This is a genomic window from Sorangium sp. So ce119, assembly GCF_051524405.1.
GTDB classification, from domain to species: domain Bacteria; phylum Myxococcota_A; class Polyangia; order Polyangiales; family Polyangiaceae; genus Sorangium; species Sorangium cellulosum_G.
Map to the genome: position 1 here is coordinate 9,363,358 of NZ_CP150310.1, position 18,335 is coordinate 9,381,692.

Sequence of the window (18,335 nt, forward strand, 5' to 3'; positions counted from 1 at the left end):
TCGATGCGGCACGCCGTCGCGAAGCGCCGAGCCGGCCGGTGCGCGCGTCGTCCGCTCGCCCTGACGCGGCCGCCCGATGCGGCGGCGACGCGCCGATCCACAACACGTGTTCCAGCCAACAGAGAACGAGACAAGCGCCATGCTCGAGATTCATGGATACACGCTTCTCGATGCCATCAAGGCGACCGACGCCGACGTGGTGTACAAGGCAGTGCGCCGCGCGGATGGGCTGCCCGTCCTCGTCAAGACGCCGGCGGCGCTGCACCCCGGGCCGCGCGAGCGCGAGCGCTATCGCCGGGAGCACAGCACGTTGCAGCGGCTCCGCGGCGCGCGCGGGGTGATCGGCGTGCTCGCGTGCGAGCTCGCGCAGGAGCGCCCGGCGCTCGTCCTGGAGCGCGTCGAGGGGCGGCCCCTGCAAGAGCGCGCGGGCGCGCCCCTCGACGTCGGTCGGTTCCTCGATCTGGCCATCTCTCTGACCGCGACCGTGGCGGAGATCCATTGCCGCGGCGTGATCCACAAGGACATCAAGCCGGGCAACATCGTTGTCTCACCGTCGGGCGAGCCCTGGCTCATCGACTTCCGCATCGCTGCCGCCCAGAAGGTGGAGCACGTGGACGCGATGCCGACCCACGTCATCGAGGGCACGCCGGCCTACATGTCCCCCGAGCAGACCGGGCGCATGAACCGCGTCATCGACTACCGCACGGACCTCTACTCGCTGGGCGTCACCCTCTATGAGCTCCTGACTGGCACCTTGCCCTACCAGGGGCGCGACGCCCTGGAGTGGTTCCACGCCCACATGGCGCAGGTCCCGAGGCTCCCGCACGAGCTCGTGCCCGGCCTCGCGCCCGCGCTCTCCGCCATCGTGATGAAGCTCCTCTCCAAGACCGCCGACGAGCGCTACCAGAGCGCCGAGGGCCTGAAGGCGGACCTGGAGCGGTGCCGGGAAGGCCTGCGCCGCGGGGCCATCGAGGATTTTCAGCCCGGCGCGCGCGACGTCTCCACCTGCCTGCAGATGCCGCAGCGGCTCTACGGGCGCGAGTCCACGGTCGCCGCCCTGCTGGAGGCGTGGGGCCGCACGGCGCGCGGCGGGCGGCCGGAGCTCCTCCTGGTCAGCGGCTATTCGGGCATCGGGAAGTCCTCGGTCGTCCACGAGCTGCACCGGCCGGTCCTCGAGCGGCGCGGGTTCTTCCTGAGCGGCAAGTTCGACCAGTTCCAGCGAGATGTCCCCTACGCCACGATGGCGCAGGCCATCCGCGAGCTCGTGCAGCACCTCCTGGCGGAGACCGACGAGAAGCTCGGCCGCTTTCGCCAGCGCCTGCGCGAGGCGTGGGGAGACAACGGGCAGGTCATGGTGGACCTGGTGCCGCAGCTCGCGCTCATCGTGGGCGAGCAGCCGAAGGTCCAGGAGCTGCCGGCCGCCGAGGCCCAGAACCGCTTCAACCTGGTGTTCCAGCGGTTCCTCGGCGTCTTCGCCACCACCGAGCATCCGCTCGTCATCTTCCTCGACGACCTCCAGTGGAGCGACCTGGCCACCCTCAAGCTCGTCCAGCACCTCACCACCCACCCGGACATCCCGCCGGTGCTGCTGATCGGCGCCTACCGCGACAACGAGGTCGGGCCGTCACACCCGCTCATGCTGGCGCTCGACGAGATACGCAAGGCGGGCGCGCGGGTGAGCGAGGTGCAGCTCGGCCCGCTGAGCCCCGCGCAGACCCGGGAGCTCGTCGCCGACGCGCTCCCGGGCGCGGGCCCGGCCGTTGTCAACCCGCTCTCGGCGCTCGTGCACGAGAAGACCGGCGGTAACCCGTTCTTCCTCGTCCAGATGCTGCCCACGCTCCACCGGGATGGGCTCCTCCGCCGCGCGCCCGACGGGGGTTGGCGATGGGACGCAGAGGGGGTGAAGGCAAAGGACTACTCCGACAACGTCGTCGACTTCATGGCGGGGAGGTTGCGCCTGCTGCCGGTCGAGACGCTGCACCTCCTGCGGCTCGCGGCGTGCGTGGCCAACACGTTCTCGCTGCAGACGCTGGCCATCATCTCTGGTCAGGACGTGGGCGAGGTGGAGCGGCACCTCGATCCCGCGCTCCAGGAAGGGATGCTCGTGCGCAGCGCGGCGGACCAGTACCGGTTCCTCCACGACCGCATCCACCAGGCGGCTTACGTCCTCACCCCGGAGGACGAGCGCAAGGCCGCGCACCTGCGCATCGGCCGCCTGCTGCTCGAGAGCCTGACGCCGGAGGAGGTCCGGGAGCGGCTGTTCGACGTGGTGAATCAGCTCAACGCGGCGGCCGAGCTGATGGACGACGGCGCCGAGCGCCGCCGCGCGGCGCGCCTGAACGCCGAGGCGGGCTGGAAGGCCAAGGCGTCGGCGGCGCACCGCTCGGCCATCTCCTACCTCACCGCGGCCTTCTCGCTCATCAGCGGCGACCCCTGGGAGACCGACCACGCGCTCGCCTTCAAGCTGCGCCTCGATCGCGCGAGCAGCGAGTTCATGCTCGGCCGCGCCGCCGAGGCGCGCCGGCTCGCCGACGAGCTCCTCGAGCGGGCGCGCACGCGCGTGGACAAGGCCGCGGTGTACCGCCTCAAGAGCGACATCCACGTGGCCTCCAGCGAGAACGAGGCGGCCGTCGCGAGCATCCTGGCAGGCCTCGGCCTGTTTGGCATGCACATGCCGCCCCACCCCTCGTGGGACGACGTCGCGGCGGCGAACGAGGAGGTGATGGCGCTCCTCGGCGACCGCCCCGTCGAGAGCCTCGTCGATCTGCCGCTCATGGCCGACACCGACGAGAAGGCGGCGATGGACCTCCTCGCGGCGCTCTTCGCGCCGGCGTTCTTCACGGACGGCAACCTGCTCGTGCTCCACCTCTGCCGGATGGTCTCTCTCGCCCTCCGCCACGGGAACACCGACGCAGCCGCGCAGGGATACGTCTGGTACGGCGTCATGGCCGGCGCCGTCTTCCGGAACTACCAGCAGGGCTATGTCTTCGGCAAGCTCGCCTGCGATCTCGTCGAGCGATACAACTTCTCCGCCTGCCGGGGCAAGGTCCTCTACAGCATGGAGATCATCAATTACTGGACTCGGCCCATCTCCATCTCGCTCGATCTGGCCCGGAGCGCCTTCCACCACGCGGTCCTGTCCGGCGATTTCCAGGTCGCCTGTTACTGCTGCAATCACATCGTCACGGACCGCATCAGCCTCGGGCACGACCTGGCCGACGTGTACCGCGAGTCGGTGGCGCGCCTCGATTTCCAGCGCAAGGCCGGGTTCCGGGACGTGCAGGACATCACGCTCCCGGCGCAGCGGTTCGTGCAGCAGATGCGCGGGCTCACGCGGGCGTTTGACACGCTGGACGGCGACACGCTGGACGGCGACACGCTGGACGGCGACGGCTTCGATGAGGCGGAGTTCGAGGCCGCGCTGACGCCGGACCGGATGAGCACCATGCGGTGCTGGTACTGGATCCTCAAGATGCAATCGAGGTACATGGCCGGCGCTCACGAGGAGGCGCTGCGCGCGGAGGCGAGGGCGACGGAGCTGATCTGGGCTTCTCTCAGCCACATCCAGCTCCTGGATTACCACCTCTATCGTCCCCTGACCCTCGCGGCGTGCTTCCACGACAGGGCGCCCGAGGAGCAGCGGGAGCACCTCGAGGCGATGCGGCAGAGCCAGCGGCAGCTCGAGGAGTGGGCGAGCCACTGTCCGGAGAACTTCCGCGCGGCCGCGCGGATGGTGGGCGCGGAGATCGCGCGCGTCAGCGGCAGGCCGGACGAGGCGATGCACCTGTACGACGAGGCGATCCAGGCGGCCCGCGAGGACGGCTTCATCCAGTACGTCGGCCTGGCGAACGAGCTCGCGGCGCGCTTCTGGCGCGAGCGGAAGCTCCCGTTCATCTCCGCCGCGTATGCGCGCGAGGCGCAGGACGCGTACCGGCAGTGGGGGGCCGACGGCAAGGTGAGGCACCTCGCGGCCCAGTGGCCTCAGCTCGCCTCACCCGCGGTCCCCCTGGCCGCGGACGCCACCTGCGACACGAGCGTGACGCACATCGACGCGCTCGCCGTGGTGAAGGCGCAGCAGGCCGTCTCCGGTGAGATCGTGATCGAGCGGCTGGTGAGCACGCTGATGAAGGTCGCCATCGAGAACGCGGGGGCGCAGCGCGGCGCCCTGCTGCTCCCGAAGGGTGACAAGCTCGTCGTCGAGGCGGTGGCCGACGCCCACCGAGGGCGAGGGGACGTTGTCGTCGCCTCGGGCGACGCCGGCCAGGAGCTGCCGTGGAGCATCGTCGCTTATGTCAGGCGCACGCACGAGCACGTGCTCATCGGCGATGCGCTCGAGCCCCACCCGTTCTCGTCGGACGCCTACCTCGCGAGCGGCCGGGCGAGATCGGTGCTGTGTTTGCCGCTCCTCCGCAAGGGGGAGTTCCACGGGGTGCTGTACCTGGAGAACGGGCTCGCCTCCCAGGCGTTCACGCCGGACCGCATCGCGCTGCTCGAGCACATCGCCTCTCAGGCGGCCATCTCGATCGAGAACGCGCGGCTCTACGCGGAGGTCCAGCGGGCCGAGGTCGCCTTGCGCCACGCCAACGACGAGCTCGAGAAGCGCGTGGAGGAGCGGACGCGGGAGCTCAAGCAGGCGCAGTCCCAGATCGCGGAGTCGGCGCGCGCGGCGGGCATGGCCGAGGTCGCGGCGAACGTGCTGCACAACGTGGGCAACGTCCTGACGAGCATCACCGCGGACGCGCAGATGATGCAGGAGTCGCTGGCCGGCTCGCGCGTCGGCCGGCTGAAGCAGATCGCGGCGATGCTCCAGGAACACCGCGGGGATCTCGCCAGCTTCCTCACCAGCGACCCGCGGGGGAGCCGGCTGGCCGAGTACCTGCACGCCATCGCGGGCGAGCTCGCCGGGCAGCAGGAGGCGCTGCTCGGCAGCCTGAGCTACATGCAGCAGCACATCGAGCACATCCGCACGATCATCCAGGTGCAGCAGCGCTACGCGAAGAGCGCGCTCTTCGTGGAGGAGTGCTCCCTCGGCGAGGTGGTCGAGAACGCGCTGCGCATCCAGGAGACCGCGCTCCGCCGCCACGGCGTCACCGTGACGCGTGAGCTCGACGCGCTGCCGGCGCTGCCGGTGGACAGGCACAAGGTGCTGCAGATCCTGGTGAACCTGCTGGCGAACGCGGCAGAGGCCGTGGCCGGGATGCCCGAGGGCGATCGGCGCCTCGTCGTGCGGCTCCGGCGCGAGGGGCAGGCGGCGCGCATCCAGGTGGTCGACAGCGGCGTGGGGATCGCGCAGGAGGTGCTGCCCCGGCTCTTCTCGCACGGCTACACCACGCGCAAGGGCGGAAACGGCTTCGGCCTGCACTCGAGCGCGCTGGCCGCCAGGGTCCTCGGGGGCTCGCTCACGCTGAAGAGCGAGGGACCCGGCAAGGGAGCGACGGCCACGCTGGAGATCCCGATCGCGGGACCGGCGGTCGAGCCGACCAGGGGAGCGGAGACCAGGAGCCGCACGAGCGAGCTGGCGCCGTGACGCGGGGGCCGGGATTCCGAGCCTCGATGCGCTCGGCCCCCCTCACGGATCGTCCTCCACCCACAGCCTCGGCCCGTTGTCCCGCCCCGGCGCCTTCTGCCCGACCAGCACCGCGCCCACCCAGACCTCCTTCGCCGTCTCCCCCGCGTCGCCCGCCTGCGGCCCGAGCAGCGACAGCCGCACCACGCGCTCCCCCGGCGCGAGATCGTCGCCCAGCCGGATCACCGAGCGCCCCACCCCGTCCGCGCCGCGCCTGTCGGTCGCCGCCTCCCACAGCGTCGCGCGCGTGAGATCGCCGCCCCGGCCCGCCAGCACGCCGTCCGGGATCGTCACCCGCCGGAAGAACGCCGCCTCGCGCGACGCGGGCTTCGCCCCCTCGACGCGGTAACGGACGCGGTAGTCCGCGTTCTCCCCGGGCGTCACCACGAACAGCACGAGGTGCAGCGTCTCGCCCGGCTCCTGCCGGAACCGGTACGTCATCGGCCGGCCGCGCGTCAGCTCGAACACGTCGCGACGGCGCACGATCGCCCCGCCGTTCGCCGGGGGCGCCTCCGTGTACGCGACCCCCGCCTCGCCGAGCCCCTCGACCTCGACGCGACGCACGCCCGGCGGCGCCGCCACGCGCAGCGCGCCCGACAGCGCCACGATCGGCTCGCGCAGCGCCACCTCGCCGTCCACGCGCACCGCGACCTCCTTGCCGAGCGACGCGCGCGCGGCCCGGTAGACGACCGACAGCCGGCCCGCGCCGGCCCCCTCGGCGTCCACGCGCACGTCCTTCGCCACGAGCAGCGGCGTCCACGCGTCGCCCGGCGACGGCTCCCCCGCCGACTGCCACGCCGGCATCAAGAGCCGCCGGCGCACCGGGGCGTGCTCGGGGACGAGGATGCGCTCCGGCCGATCCGCGTCCGACCTCGCGCCCTCGCCCGAGCGCTCGATCCGCACCTGCTCGCGCAGGTCCGAGAAGCGCTCCTTCCGCTCGAGATCGTCGAGGTTGACCGGGCGCACGTCGGTCCACGTGCTCACGTCGAACGGCGCGTAGCGCCACGTCTCGTCCTCGGCCAGCTCGACCCGGTACGGCAGCCGGTACAGCGTCTCGTTCACGCCCGGCTCGATCGTGCGCAGCCGCACGCGCGTCCTCGCGTCGCCCGTGATCTCGATCCGCTCCACCCCCGGCGGCGGCCGGAGGATCGCGAGCCGCGGCTCGGACGCGTCGAACCCGTCGTTCCACCACTCGAAGCGCGATCGCGGGAGCGTCACCTTGAGCTCCGCCCGGTCCGACGGCCCCGGGCCCCACCGCGCCACCACCGTCGCGTCGCCCTGGTTCGCGCCGCCGGTCGCCTCGATCTCGGCGCGGATCAGCAGCCCGAGGAGCTCCTGCCCGGGCGCCATCCGCGCGATCACCGGGTCGCCCGGATCCAGCGCGAGGTAGCGCACGATGCGCACGTCCGGCGGCGTCTGGAGCCGCACCGGCGCGGCCGGCGCCGCGGCGGCGCCGGGGGCGTCGGCGGCCGGCGCCGCTGGCCCCGCGCCGGGATCGCCCGCGGCCGCGGGCGGCGGCATCGCCGGGTGGACGATCTCGCCGACCTGCTGCATCGCCTGCGCCTCCGGCGCGCCGAAACGCACGCCGAAATCCGGGCCGACGCCGTCGATCACCACCGTCCGGATGTCCTCGCGCGACAGCCGCACCGTCGCCCGCCCGAGCGGGCCGAGCTCCACGCCCGCGGCCGCGCCCGCGCCGTCCGCGACCCGCACCGTGCGGCCCGGCGGGCCCTCGATGTCGAGCGACAGCGGGCCGCGGAAGTTCAGCGCGGCCGCGTGGCGCTCGCCGACGACGAACTCGGACGCGCCGCGGCCCTCGGCGCGCGGGTACGGCATCCGGAACCGGCGCAGCAAGAGCCGCGACATCTCGTAGTCGAGCCCCTGGCGACCCCCGGCCTCCAGCCGCCGCGCCCAGCCCTGGAGGAGCTCCTTCCGCGCCGGCTCCGGCAGGTCGGCGAACCCGAGCGCCGACACCCGGCGCCCCATCTGCCGCCGCTCCTCCGCGTCGAGGCTCTGCTCGAACAGCGCGCGCGACGTCTCGCTGCGCTCGTAGCGGCCCTCGAGCCGCGACAGGATCGTCAGGTCGATCGGGACGCCGTCGGTCCCCACCGCGGGCTTCGCGCGGAGCCGCACCTGCCCGCCCTGCGGGAGCACGTCGTGCGTGATGAGCAGCGTCGAGCGCGGATCCGTCACCGCGCCCCCGCCGCCGGCGAGCCGCGCCGCGTACTCGCCCTCGCCGAGCGGGCGATCCGGATCGCAGCTCACGCGGCTCTCCAGGTCGTAGACGTGCCGCGCGACCTCCGCGCCCCGCTCGTTCACGAACGCCGCGACGAACCCGTACGGATAGCGCCGCGCCGAGTCGCAGATCTCGGCCTTCACGCCGCCCCAGGTCGTCACCTCCACGGCGTCGATCTCGGCCGGGATCTTGATCACGAGGTCCCGCTGCGGCTCGATGTGGTAGGCGAGGATCTCGTCCTCGGCGGGCAGCGAGCTGCCGAGCGGCGGCGCGCTCGGCAGGAGCGACAGCGCGAACGCCGTCAGCCCGAGCAGCGACATCGCGATCAGCCAGCGCGGGTTCAGCCCCTTGCGCGGCGCGCTCGGCCGCGCGACGAAGCCCCCCGTCGCCTGGCGCGCCCGCGTCGACTGGCGCGGCCGCGCGGGGCGCGGCGGCGCGGGCGCCTCGTGGATCGACGGCTCGCGGCGCTTCGCCGGGGCGCTCACGGGGCCGCCTCCTGCGGGGCCGCGCCGGGCGACGCGGACCCGGGCGCAGGCGCCGCGCCGGGCCACGCGGAACCGGGCGCAGGCGCCGCGCCGGGCGACGTCGGCCCCGGCGCGCCCGCGCCGGCCGCCTGGAACCTGAGCGCGCTGGTGCCGACGGTGACCGCGCGCCGCAGCCGCAGCTCGCCGGGCACGGCCGCGCCCGGGATCGCGACGAGCGCGCCGTCGATCGGCAGGATCTGCGCCTCGCCCGGCCGGGCCGCGATGACCCACGGGCGCCCCGTGATCACGTCGCGCCCGAGCTCCACGTGGCACCGCGCCTCGGCCCGCGGCGCCGCCGCGGCCCCGGCGCGCGGCGCGCCCGCCTGCGCTCCCCCTGCCGCCTGGACGCCGCCTGCTGCCGCCTTCGCGCCCGCCGCCGCCGCCTGCGCGCCCGCCGCCGCCTGCGCGCCCCCCGCCGCCGCCGCCTGCGCCGAGAAATGCGCCTTCAGGTAGTACGGGTTCCGCTCCGTCGTGTAGCGCCGGAACACCTCCATCGCCGCGGCGAGGTCGCACTCCGCCGGCACGCCCCGGGTCGGGCACGCCACGTCCCCGCTCGCGCCCGCGCCCGCCGTCGCGCACGACGCGAGCGCCCGCGCGCGCTCGGCCACGTCGATCGGCTCGGGCGCCACGCCGAGCCGCGTGAGCCGCGCCTCCAGGCGCGTCTCCCCCTGCCCCGGCGCCGCGAAGCGCCGCAGCTCGAAGAAGCGCCGGATCGCGCTGCCCAGGTAGACGATCGCGAACCGCCCCTCGGCGAACCGCTTCGCGTAGGCCATGGCCATGTCCGTCGCCCCGCTGAACGACACCTGCTCCCGCGTGCCGTCGAAGATCCCGACGCGCAGCTCGAGATCGCGCAGCGTCTCCAGCAGCGGCCCCGCGAAGGTGGGCACGTGCTCCGGCCGCACGACCTCGTAGCCGAACGAGATCACCGCGTCCCGCTCGTGGCTCCGCTCCGCCTCGATCGCCTGGACCGACAGCGCGCTCCCGCCGTCGCCGACCCAGACCTCGTGCGCCCGCTGGAAGAAGCTGCGCAGCCCCTCGGCGCGCCGCACGTCGGCCGCGCCGCTCGGCTCCGCCGTGGGCACCGCCCCCGCGAGCAGCAGCGACTGCGCCGTGAGCGCGTCGGCGAGCGCGAGCCCCGCGCCGAACACCCCGATCTGCCACCGCGGCGCCGGCACCTCGACGAGCATCGCGCCCGTGAGCGCCGACCGCATCGGCTCGGGCGACGGCGACGGCAAGATCCCGGTGATGGACGCCGCGGGCCCCGCGCGGCGCTGCGCCGGCGCGGGCGGCGGCGCGGGCGGGTGCGACAGCACGAGCCACGCCGGGTTCCCGCGGCGCTCCGGGCCGCCCTCGGACGGCCCCGGCTCCGCGATGCCCCAGGCCGCCGGCGCCGCGTCGGTGCCGCCGATGCGCACCTCGCGGAAGCCGAGCCTCCCGAGGATCGCCCGCTCCCACGCGGTCGGCGGCGGCGCGCCGGCCGCGCCGCCGGGCCGCGTCGCCGCCGCGATCAGCCGCGGCGCCACGACGCTGTCGAACAGCCGCAGCTCCTCGATCGACGGCGGCCGGAACCGGCCCGGCTGGACCTCGGTCAGCGTCACCATCCGCTTCGAGAGCTCCTCCTCCAGCGTCCCGCTCCAGCGCACGATCCCGGGCACCCCGAGCATGCGCGCGCCCACCGCCTCCGCGACGTGGAGCGGCACCCGGAGGCGCGGCGCGTCGCCGAGGAGCGTCGACGGCTCGGCCGCCGGGCGGAACGTCATCGTCGCCTCGGCGCCGAGCCCCTGGCCGATCGACACGACCGGCAGCCCCGCCGGCGAGCCCACCACGCTGAGCTCCGGCCCGTCGCCGCCGCCCGGCTCGACGATCAGCACGTGCGGGTCCTCCATCGCCTCGATCATCGCGGCCGCGAACGCCTCGTCGTGGCGCCGGATCGCGCCGTGGCGCGACAGCAGCACGACCCCCGCCGCGTCGAGGATCTCCGCCGCCCGGAGCGCCACCGCGGGCAGCGCCGAGCCGATCTGCGCGGGCGCCGCCAGCACCAGCCACTCGGGCGCGGACGTCGGGCTCCGGCCCAGGCGCTTGCGGAACGCCGCCCGCGGCGCGCTCGGCGCGTCCTCCGGGTCCTCGAACCGCGCGGTCATCACGTACCACGGCCGGTCCCCGTCGCCCTCCTGCACGCCCTCCTGTACTACCGACAGCCGCGCGCGCTCCGCCACGCCGAGCAGCTCGCCCGCCGGCCGGCCGTCGCGCAGCACGCTCCGCGCGAGCCGGTAGGCGACGCGCCGCGCCTCGATGTCGGCGGCGATCGCGGCCGCCCTCGGGCGCGGGCCCGGCCGCGGCACCGTGTCCGCGAGCACGAGCGACAGCGCCGCGCTCTCGACCCGCGGCGGCGGCCTCGCCTCGGCCGCCGGCGTCGGCGGCGCGCTCCCCCAGCCGAGCGCGACGAGCGCGTAGCCGACCGCGTTGCCCGCGAGGAACGCCGTGAGCGACACCTGGAGCGTCGGCATGATCACGATGCCGACGTGCTCCTTGTTCCACATCTTCACGGCGAGGAGGCTCGGCAGGAGGTACCCGAAGCCGAAGTAGTCGATCATCTGCAGCCCCGGCGCGAACCGCACCATGGCGAAGCCGATCGCCATCTTCACGACGAAGCCGAGCACGTACACGAAGATCATGCGCCGCGGCCCGACGAGCAGCATCCGCGAGAACGGGCGGACCGAGGTGATCCAGCGCGACAGGTAGAAGACGACCAGCGCCTCGATCGTTGTCGTGAGCAGCTTCGTCGGCTCGTACCAGGCCACCGCGAGCAGGCCGGGCACGAGGATGCCGTTGTAGTCCCACCCGTAACGGACGTTGTTGCGGGCGCCGAGCAGCGCGCCGATGACGAGGATGATGTGGGCCTTCGGCAGCTCGAGGAACTCGAGCGACAGGCTCTCGTTGAGGACCTGGAAGCGCGAGACCGAGAGGTTCGTCGTGCGGAGCAGCACGCCGAGCACGAGCGCCGTCAGCGCCGTGACGACCGCGAGCCGCGGCGCCGCCCGCAGGAGGCCGCTGTTCCAGAACGCGTTGGCGATGAGCGGGACGAGCACGAGCCCGATGCTGTAGAGCTCCCGCGAGTGCACGAACTCGTAGCGCGCCGAGACCTCGGGGACGACGAAGCCCTCGACGAACAGCCGCACGATCACCGCGCCGACGATGAACAGGTAGAACCGCTCGCGCCCGAACGCCGTCGACCACGCGCCCGTCCGGGTGATCCAGCGGCCGATCAGCGCGACGAACAGGTACGTCACCACCGACTCCGCGATGATGAACACCGCGGTGACCGGGGCCGCGAAGAACACCGTCGCGAGGTAGCCCGGCACGACGAGCCCCGCGTACGTCCAGCCGAGCGTCTCCGTGAACAGCGTCCCGAAGACGAGCCCGATCAGGACCGCGGTGTGGAGGCTGCGATCCAGCCCGTTCGGTGGGAAGAGAGGCAGGTTCTCGAGCATGCGACGGTGCGGCGGGGCGGCGGGGGACGGCGCGGGTCCGCCGGATCGGGTCGGCGCGCGCCGACGCCCGGCCCGGCGAGCCGCGCCGCTACGGCAGCGTGGTGGCCAGGCCGATCGCGCTCGGCGCGCCCCAGCCCGTCGGGTAGTCCCAGCCCGGCCCGGCGGCAAAGAACTCCGTCGAGCCGCTCACGACGTCGCGGAACGTCGCCTGCACGGCCGGGGTCGTGTAGAGGATCGAGTTGAGGAACCCGACGCGCGGCAGCCCCTGCGCGGCGCGGTAGCTGTTGACCGCGGCGACGATCCCCGCGAACGCGGGCGCGGAGAACGACGTCCCGCCGTAGCGCTGCCACTCGCCGAGGTAGTAGACCCAGTACGGGACCGGCGAGGTCGAGGCGTGCATCGCGACGTCCGCGACCGCGCGCTTGCCGCCCGATCCCTCCACGATCCCGACCTGCCACGAGGGGATGTCGAACGAGAGCGTCGGGCCGGAGCCGGAGCGCGACCAGGCGGTCTCGCTCTCGACCTCGCCGTCCTCGGTGACCCAGAGCGACGTGCCGCCGACCCCGGTGACGTACGGGCTCGCCGAGGGCGTGTCGGTCTGCGCGGAGTCGCCGGTCGCCGCGACCACCGTGATCCCGAGCGCCGCGGCCATCTGCGCCGCGTAATGGTACTGGAGCCGCACGGCCGTCGGCTCGGAGTCCTCGCGGTGCGCGAACGAGTCCGTGATGATCGACACCTCGCCGAGGCCGATCGCCTCGTTGAAGGTGTAGACCATCGAGGTGTTCCGCGCGTCGGGCCCCTGGTACACGACGAGCTCCGCGCCCGGCGCGAGGCCCCCGGACCACTGGACGTCGAGCGTCGACTCCACGTAGCGCGTCGCGGGCGGCTCCATGGTCTGGATGACCCGCGGGTTCGACCGCTGCACGCCGAGCGACCGCCAGAACGACTGGAGGTCCTTGACCTTGAAGGCCGCGCCGACCGTGACGCCGAGCTTCACGCCCTGGCCCGTGAACCCGAGCGCGTAGAGCTCGTCGAGATCGTACGCGCCCGCGATCTGCGCGAGGGTGATCCCGTCGCTGACGCGGGTCGGCCCCTCCTCGTCGATCGCCCCGCCCTCGGCGGGCAGCGGCTTGGTGCTCGCCGCGAGATCCGCGGTGATGATGCCCGTCGTCCGATCGTCCACCCACGTCGGCACGGTGAGCTGCTCGAGCGAGCCGAAGACGTCGAACGGCGGGTTCCCCGCCTGCGGGTTCTCCCGCTCGAAGACCCTGAGCTCCGTCTGGAAGGCCGCGTTGAACTGCGCGACCGTGCCGGTGAACTGGACGAGCAGCCGGTTCGTGGCCGTGAAGTTCACCTGGAACCCCTGCTCCTCGAGCCAGAGCTTCACGAGGTGCACGTCGAGCTCCCGCGGCGCGAACTGCGCGATCCACTGCTCCGCGGTGAGGTACTGGCGGAACCGCGGGCTCGCCGGGTCGTACATCTCCTCGATGAGCGGCGCGAGGCGCCCCGAGTTGCGGATGGGGAAGCCCATCAGCGCGCGGACCACCGCGTCGTCCTCCGCGGTGCCCTTGTCGGTGTACACGCCCGGCAGCGGGCTCGGGATGCCGTCGGTCGCCTCGGTGGGCTCGAGCTCCTCCTCGGTGAAGTCGGGCAGCTCGTCCGGCAGCGCCACCGGCGGCTCCGCCCCGCCGGCGCCGCCGCCGCCCTCCGCCGCGCCCCCGGCGCCGCCGCCGCCCTCCGCCACGCCGCCGGCGCCGCCGCTCGCGGTGGCGCCGCCCGCGCCGCCGGCGCCGCCCGCGCCGCCGCTGCCGGTCGGATTTGCGAGCTGCACATCCGACTCGCAGCCACAGCTCGAGGCGGAGAAGGCGACGCTGTTCGCCAGAACGAACAACCCGAGGACAGGAGCGACCCGGAGAACCGATGAAGTACGACGCATACGCAAGAGCGATTCAAACCCCTTCCGACAGGCCGATCCAGCCCAATCGTCACCGCCCGCCGACGTCGCATGACACGCACGCCGCCCGCAACACAACGTGCCTCCGCGGGGCGTGCGGAGCACCACGTCGCACCTCGTCTCGAACAGAATCCGCGGCTGCGCCGCGGCGGAGCCGCTCGCCTCGCGCCGGCAGCTCCGCGCGGGACGAGATGAGCGCGGGCGGCAGCGCTGAGCGAGCGGCTGTAGGGCGCGTCCTTCTTCTTCGAAGACACATGTTTTTGGCGCGGCGCGCCCCGGTAGACAATTGTATTGGAGCGACCTCGATGCGACGCTCGGTCTCCCTGGGCGTTTCGCGACCCCTGGTGCGCTGCGTTCTTCAGCGATTATGGCGAAGACTTACCGTCCGCGGATCCCCAAGCCCTTTCGCATCCCGCGACCGATGACCTCGCCCGGCGAGGCGGCGCGCTTCGGGTGGCTCAGGCCCGACGCGCTCGCGATCGCCGCGGGCGCGCTGCTCGCCGCCGTCGCGCCGCTCGAGCGGTTCGACTACGTCGCGCGCGGCCTCACCGCGTCGTCGCTCGCCGACGCCGCGCCCTCCGCGCAGGTGCTGCTCGTCACCGCCTCGCCCGAGGCGCTGCGCGACGGGCTCTGCGCGCGCGCGCTCCCCGGCCTGCTCGAGCGCGGCCGCGCGCGCGGCGCGCTGCTGATCCCGCCCGCGGACGCGTTCTGCGCCGGCCCCGCGGTCGATGGCGCGCTCGACGGTGACCGCGCGCTCGACGGTGACCGCGCCGCGCCCCTCGTCCGCATGCCGCCCGAGCTGCTGCGCATGAGCGCGGGCGAGGTCGTCGGCTTCTCGCCGCTGGCCGGCGAGGAGCGCGCGGCGGAGCTCGCCGCGCTCGGCGTCTCGGCGGCGCCGTGGGTCATCAAGAAGGCGCCGCAGAGCGTGCCCGCGGTCAGCCTGAGCGCCCTCGCCGAGGGAGAGGTCCCCGCGAGCGCGCTCGCGGGCCGCGTCGCGGTCGTCGGGGTGGGCTCGGGCGGCGTCCCGCCGCAGGCCGTCGCGACGTCGGCGCTGCCGCCGGCGAAGGGCGTCGCCGCGGTGCTCGGCGGGCTGCTCGACGGCGGGCGGCGCGCCTCGGCCCCGGCCTGGGTGCCGGCGCTGTTCGTCCTGCTCGCGGGCGGGTTCGTGTGGGCCGCGCGCCGCCGTCACGGCAGCCTTGTCGCCACCGCCGCGCTCTTCCTCGCCACGTTCGCGCTCGCCGCGGGCCAGAGCGCGCTCGCCGCGCGCGCGGAGGCGAGCCTCCTGCCGCTGCCGAGCACCCTGTTCGGCCTCGCCGTCGCGTTCGCGGGGGTCATGATCCTCCGCGGCATCGGCGTCCAGCGCGCCGTGGATCGCGCCGCGGAGCTCATCCAGCGCGCCGCGCTGTTCCGCATGCAGGGGGTGCACACGCTGCCGGACGAGGAGTTCTGGCCGCGCGTGGCGCGCCTCGCGGAGCAGGCGCACCCGGCCGATCTCGTGCTCGTCGCGGAGCTGCCCGCGGGGAGCTGGCACCTCAGGTTCTGGAACGATCACCGCGGCGGCGAGAGCCTCGTCGCCGAGCGGCGCCACGACGTCCGCCGCCCGCCGTACAGCAGCGAGCAGGGCGTGCCGGCGATCCGCCTGGCGCGCCGCTTCCTCACGAAGCAGGACATGCCGGCGGTCGTCGTCCCGCTCATCGCGTTCGGCGAGATCGAGGGCTACGTGTTCTTCTGCGGCCCGGTCGCGGAGGCGACGTACTCGCGCGAGCCGGAGCGGGCCGAGCACGTCGGCCGCGAGCTCGCGCTGCTCCTGCGCCGGAAGCGCCTCGCGCGCACCGCGGAGGCGACCGGCGGCGAGTCGCGCGCCGGGCACGCGCCGACGGACGATCTGGTCGAGGGCGCGCGCGTCGCGCTCGACGACCTCCAGCTCTTCGGGTCGATGCTGCGCAACGCGCCGGTCGGCCTCCTCTATGCGGACGCGTTCGGCGACGTCCGCTTCGTCGCGCCGGAGTTCGCGCGGTGGCTGCGCGCGCGCGACGTCACGGTCCCGGCGGAGAGCGCGAGCTCGGCGCTCCCGCCCGGCTCGCTCACCCTCGGCGACGTGCTCGGCGCCACGTCGGCGGGCAGCGCCGCGGTGTCGCTCTCCAGCGTGATGGCGAGCGACGACGGCATCGAGCTCAGCGTCAGCGCGCCCGAGCCCGCGGTGCTCTCGGTGCGCCCGCTGCGCCGCGAGTCCGACGGCTCGTCGTGGATCGCGGGCTACGTCGCCGCGCTCATCCCGGTGAAGCAGCCGGCCCCCGTGTCCGGCAACGTGCGGCCGCTCGCCGCGCGGGACGCGACCGATCCGCTCTGCGCCTTCCAGCTCGGCGACGTCGTGGCCGACGCCGTCGCGAGCGCCGCGCGCGCGACGGGCCGCGCGGTGCGGCTCGAGCCGATCCGCGGCGCGACGCACGCCCTCGGGCACCGCGGCGAGCTCGCGCAGGTGCTCGAGGCGTTCCTGACCGACGTCGCGGGCCGCGGGCTGCCCGGCCACGGCCCGGTGGTCTCGGTGCGCGAGGCGACGCACGGCGTGCAGCTCTCGATCCTGGACGTCGGCTTCGGGCTCGGGCTGCCGGAGTCGGCGCTCCAGCGCGTGCTGACCGCGCCCGGCGCGGCCCCGGCCGGGCTCGAGCCGCTCGGCCGGCTGATCCTGGCCGTGGAGGACAGCCACGGCCACGCGGAGCTCAAGACGAACGACGGCTGGGGGATCACGCTCACGGTGACGCTCCTCAAGGCGCACCCGCGCGTCGGCGTGACCCCGCACGAGGGCGGCAAGCCGGCGGCGCAGCAGAACGTCATCGCGATCGGGCGGGCGAGCCCGAAGTGAGCTCGAGCCTCGCGGGCAGAGGGGTCACTCGATCACCCGGACCGTGGCGTCGAGCAGGTTGACGCCGCTCGCGCTGTCCCACGTCGCGCCGCTCGAGAGCCGGATCGCGTAGCGTGGGTCGTCGCGCAAGCGCTCTTCCCCGTCCGGGAGCCACAGGCCGAGCTGATAGTCGCCCGGGGGGAGATCGGCCGGGATCTGCGCTTGCAGGCAGAGATCGCTCTCGGCGCCCGGCGCCCAGCGGCGCGGATCGGCGTCGACATCAAGGACGCGCCGCGTGGCGCCCTGCTGGAGCACGAGGTGGACCGGGCGAGGATTGTAGGCCCGGGCATACCCGTCGTTGAACACACGCAGCCGGAGGGGCAGCGACTGCCCGCGGGCCACCTGCTCGGGGGACTCGTGACCCATCACGACGAAGCGGTAGCCGAGGCGGCAGGCGACGGTCTCGAAGCAGCCCTCGGCCTTCCACTCCGCGATCACGTCGGGGTGATAGTCGGTGTGGAGGAAGCTCCAGTGATGCAGGGAGAGCTCGGCGAGCGCCGAGGCGCACTGGCTGCGTGGCGGGTTGACAGCGCACGTCTCGCCCCCGACGGGCACGAACGCGGAGTCCTCGACGGCGTACTCCCTCTCGCCGGGCAGCAGGTAGGTGCCGGCGTCGTCGTCGCTCGCGAGGAAGCAGTCGTTCTGGTGGCCGACGCGCGACAGCGGCGCCCCGGAGAACGCCGTCTCCTCGGTGAGCGGGCCGCCGTACGCCTCCTGCTTGTGGGAGGGGCGGCGCACGAGGGTCATCCGGCTGCTCGGCAGCGCCTCGAGCAGCGCGTCCAGGATCTGCTCGCGGTTGCTCGGCTCGGTGAGATCGTTCGTCGAGGAGTGCCATTCTCCCCAGGCGCCGACGAAGCCGGGGTTCAGCACGGCGATGACATCGGCGTTGTCCTCGAGCACGGGCCTGAGCTGCTCGATGTGGGCCAGCACGCGGCTGAGCGGCGCGTCCGGCTCGCCGATGTCCGTCGCGTAGTAGATCCGGGGGAGCACCTTCAGCCCGGCCGAGCGCGCGGCGGAGAAGCTCTCGTCGAGCTGGTCGATGAGGCGCTGATCGATGTCCTGCGCGCGGTAGTCGTCGATGAGCACCTTGCCGTAGATCAGCGTGTAGCCCTCGTCCCGGAGATCGGAGACCGGGTCGAGGCTCCGAAGATCCGTGAAGCGAAAGACGCCGCGCTCGGGGTTGAGCACGCCCCGGCACTCGACATCGCCCGAGGGATCGTCGCCCGCGGCGAACAGCCTGGGCGCGTACGAGCGCTCCACCGTGGCCCCGCTCCATCCGCAGCTGCCGGGCGGGAGGCCCGTGCTGCTGCCGCTGCCATCGCCACCGGTGCCGCCGCTGCTGCTGTTGCCGCCACCGTTGCTGTCGCCGCCGCTGCCGCCGCCGCCGCTGGACGCGAGCGAGTCGCCCGGGCTGTCGTCGCTGCCCTCGGCGCCGCACGCCGCCACGAGCGCCACGGAAAGGCAGCAAACGCCGCCGCCGTGAAGGAGGCGTGACCGGAGATGACACAACGACCGGCTGCTCTCGTGAGGCATGAGCAATCTCCTGTCTCTTCGTGGATCCATGAAGCTGGGCTGCCCGCTCTCGCCGGCGCGTCGTCCGTTGGACGATGATACACGGCCGAGGCCGACCTCACGCGCCGTGCGGTGCCCGCCCACCTCGAT

Annotated in this window: 6 protein-coding genes; 2 read left to right on the forward strand and 4 right to left on the reverse strand. The window is 74.0% G+C overall.

Annotation, left to right across the window (positions count from 1 at the left end; genetic code table 11):
• The first annotated feature begins 139 nt into the window (after positions 1–139).
• Positions 140–5,527: a trifunctional serine/threonine-protein kinase/ATP-binding protein/sensor histidine kinase gene (locus tag WME76_RS35305; RefSeq protein ID WP_437956585.1), complete on the forward strand. Its 5,388-nt coding sequence runs from the start codon at positions 140–142 to the stop codon at positions 5,525–5,527.
• Positions 5,528–5,569: 42 nt separating this feature from the next.
• Here WME76_RS35305 and WME76_RS35310 read toward each other — a convergent pair whose 3' ends face one another.
• From WME76_RS35310 to WME76_RS35320, 3 genes are all read right to left on the reverse strand, one after another.
• The gene (locus WME76_RS35310; protein WP_437956586.1) at positions 5,570–8,287 is read right to left on the reverse strand and encodes a hypothetical protein; all 2,718 of its coding nucleotides are present in this window, start codon (positions 8,285–8,287) and stop codon (positions 5,570–5,572) included.
• The gene (locus tag WME76_RS35315) at positions 8,284–11,817 is read right to left on the reverse strand and encodes a poly-gamma-glutamate biosynthesis protein PgsC/CapC (RefSeq protein WP_437956587.1); all 3,534 of its coding nucleotides are present in this window, start codon (positions 11,815–11,817) and stop codon (positions 8,284–8,286) included. Before WME76_RS35315 ends, WME76_RS35310 begins: the two co-directional genes overlap by 4 nt.
• A gap of 88 nt (positions 11,818–11,905) precedes the next feature.
• Complete coding sequence (locus WME76_RS35320) at positions 11,906–13,648, reverse strand: S53 family peptidase (RefSeq protein ID WP_437956588.1); 1,743 nt, start codon at positions 13,646–13,648, stop codon at positions 11,906–11,908.
• A 544-nt stretch (positions 13,649–14,192) separates the two neighbouring features.
• Between WME76_RS35320 and WME76_RS35325 the strand changes: the two genes are divergently transcribed.
• Positions 14,193–16,634, forward strand: coding sequence for a hypothetical protein (locus WME76_RS35325; RefSeq protein ID WP_437956589.1), 2,442 nt, complete (start codon positions 14,193–14,195; stop codon positions 16,632–16,634).
• Between the two features lie 24 nt (positions 16,635–16,658).
• On the opposite strand, the gene WME76_RS35330 is transcribed toward WME76_RS35325, so the two are convergent.
• The gene (locus WME76_RS35330; protein WP_437956590.1) at positions 16,659–18,128 is read right to left on the reverse strand and encodes a DUF4832 domain-containing protein; all 1,470 of its coding nucleotides are present in this window, start codon (positions 18,126–18,128) and stop codon (positions 16,659–16,661) included.
• Between the last annotated feature and the right edge of the window lie 207 nt (positions 18,129–18,335).

Excerpts from the sequence above, each read along its gene's own strand:
- WME76_RS35305 (WP_437956585.1), top strand. The coding sequence starts at position 140 with ATGCTCGAGATTCATGGATACACGCTTCTCGATGCCATCAAGGCGACC.
- WME76_RS35315 (WP_437956587.1), bottom strand. The coding sequence starts at position 11,817 with ATGCTCGAGAACCTGCCTCTCTTCCCACCGAACGGGCTGGATCGCAGC.
- WME76_RS35325 (WP_437956589.1), top strand. The coding sequence starts at position 14,193 with ATGACCTCGCCCGGCGAGGCGGCGCGCTTCGGGTGGCTCAGGCCCGAC.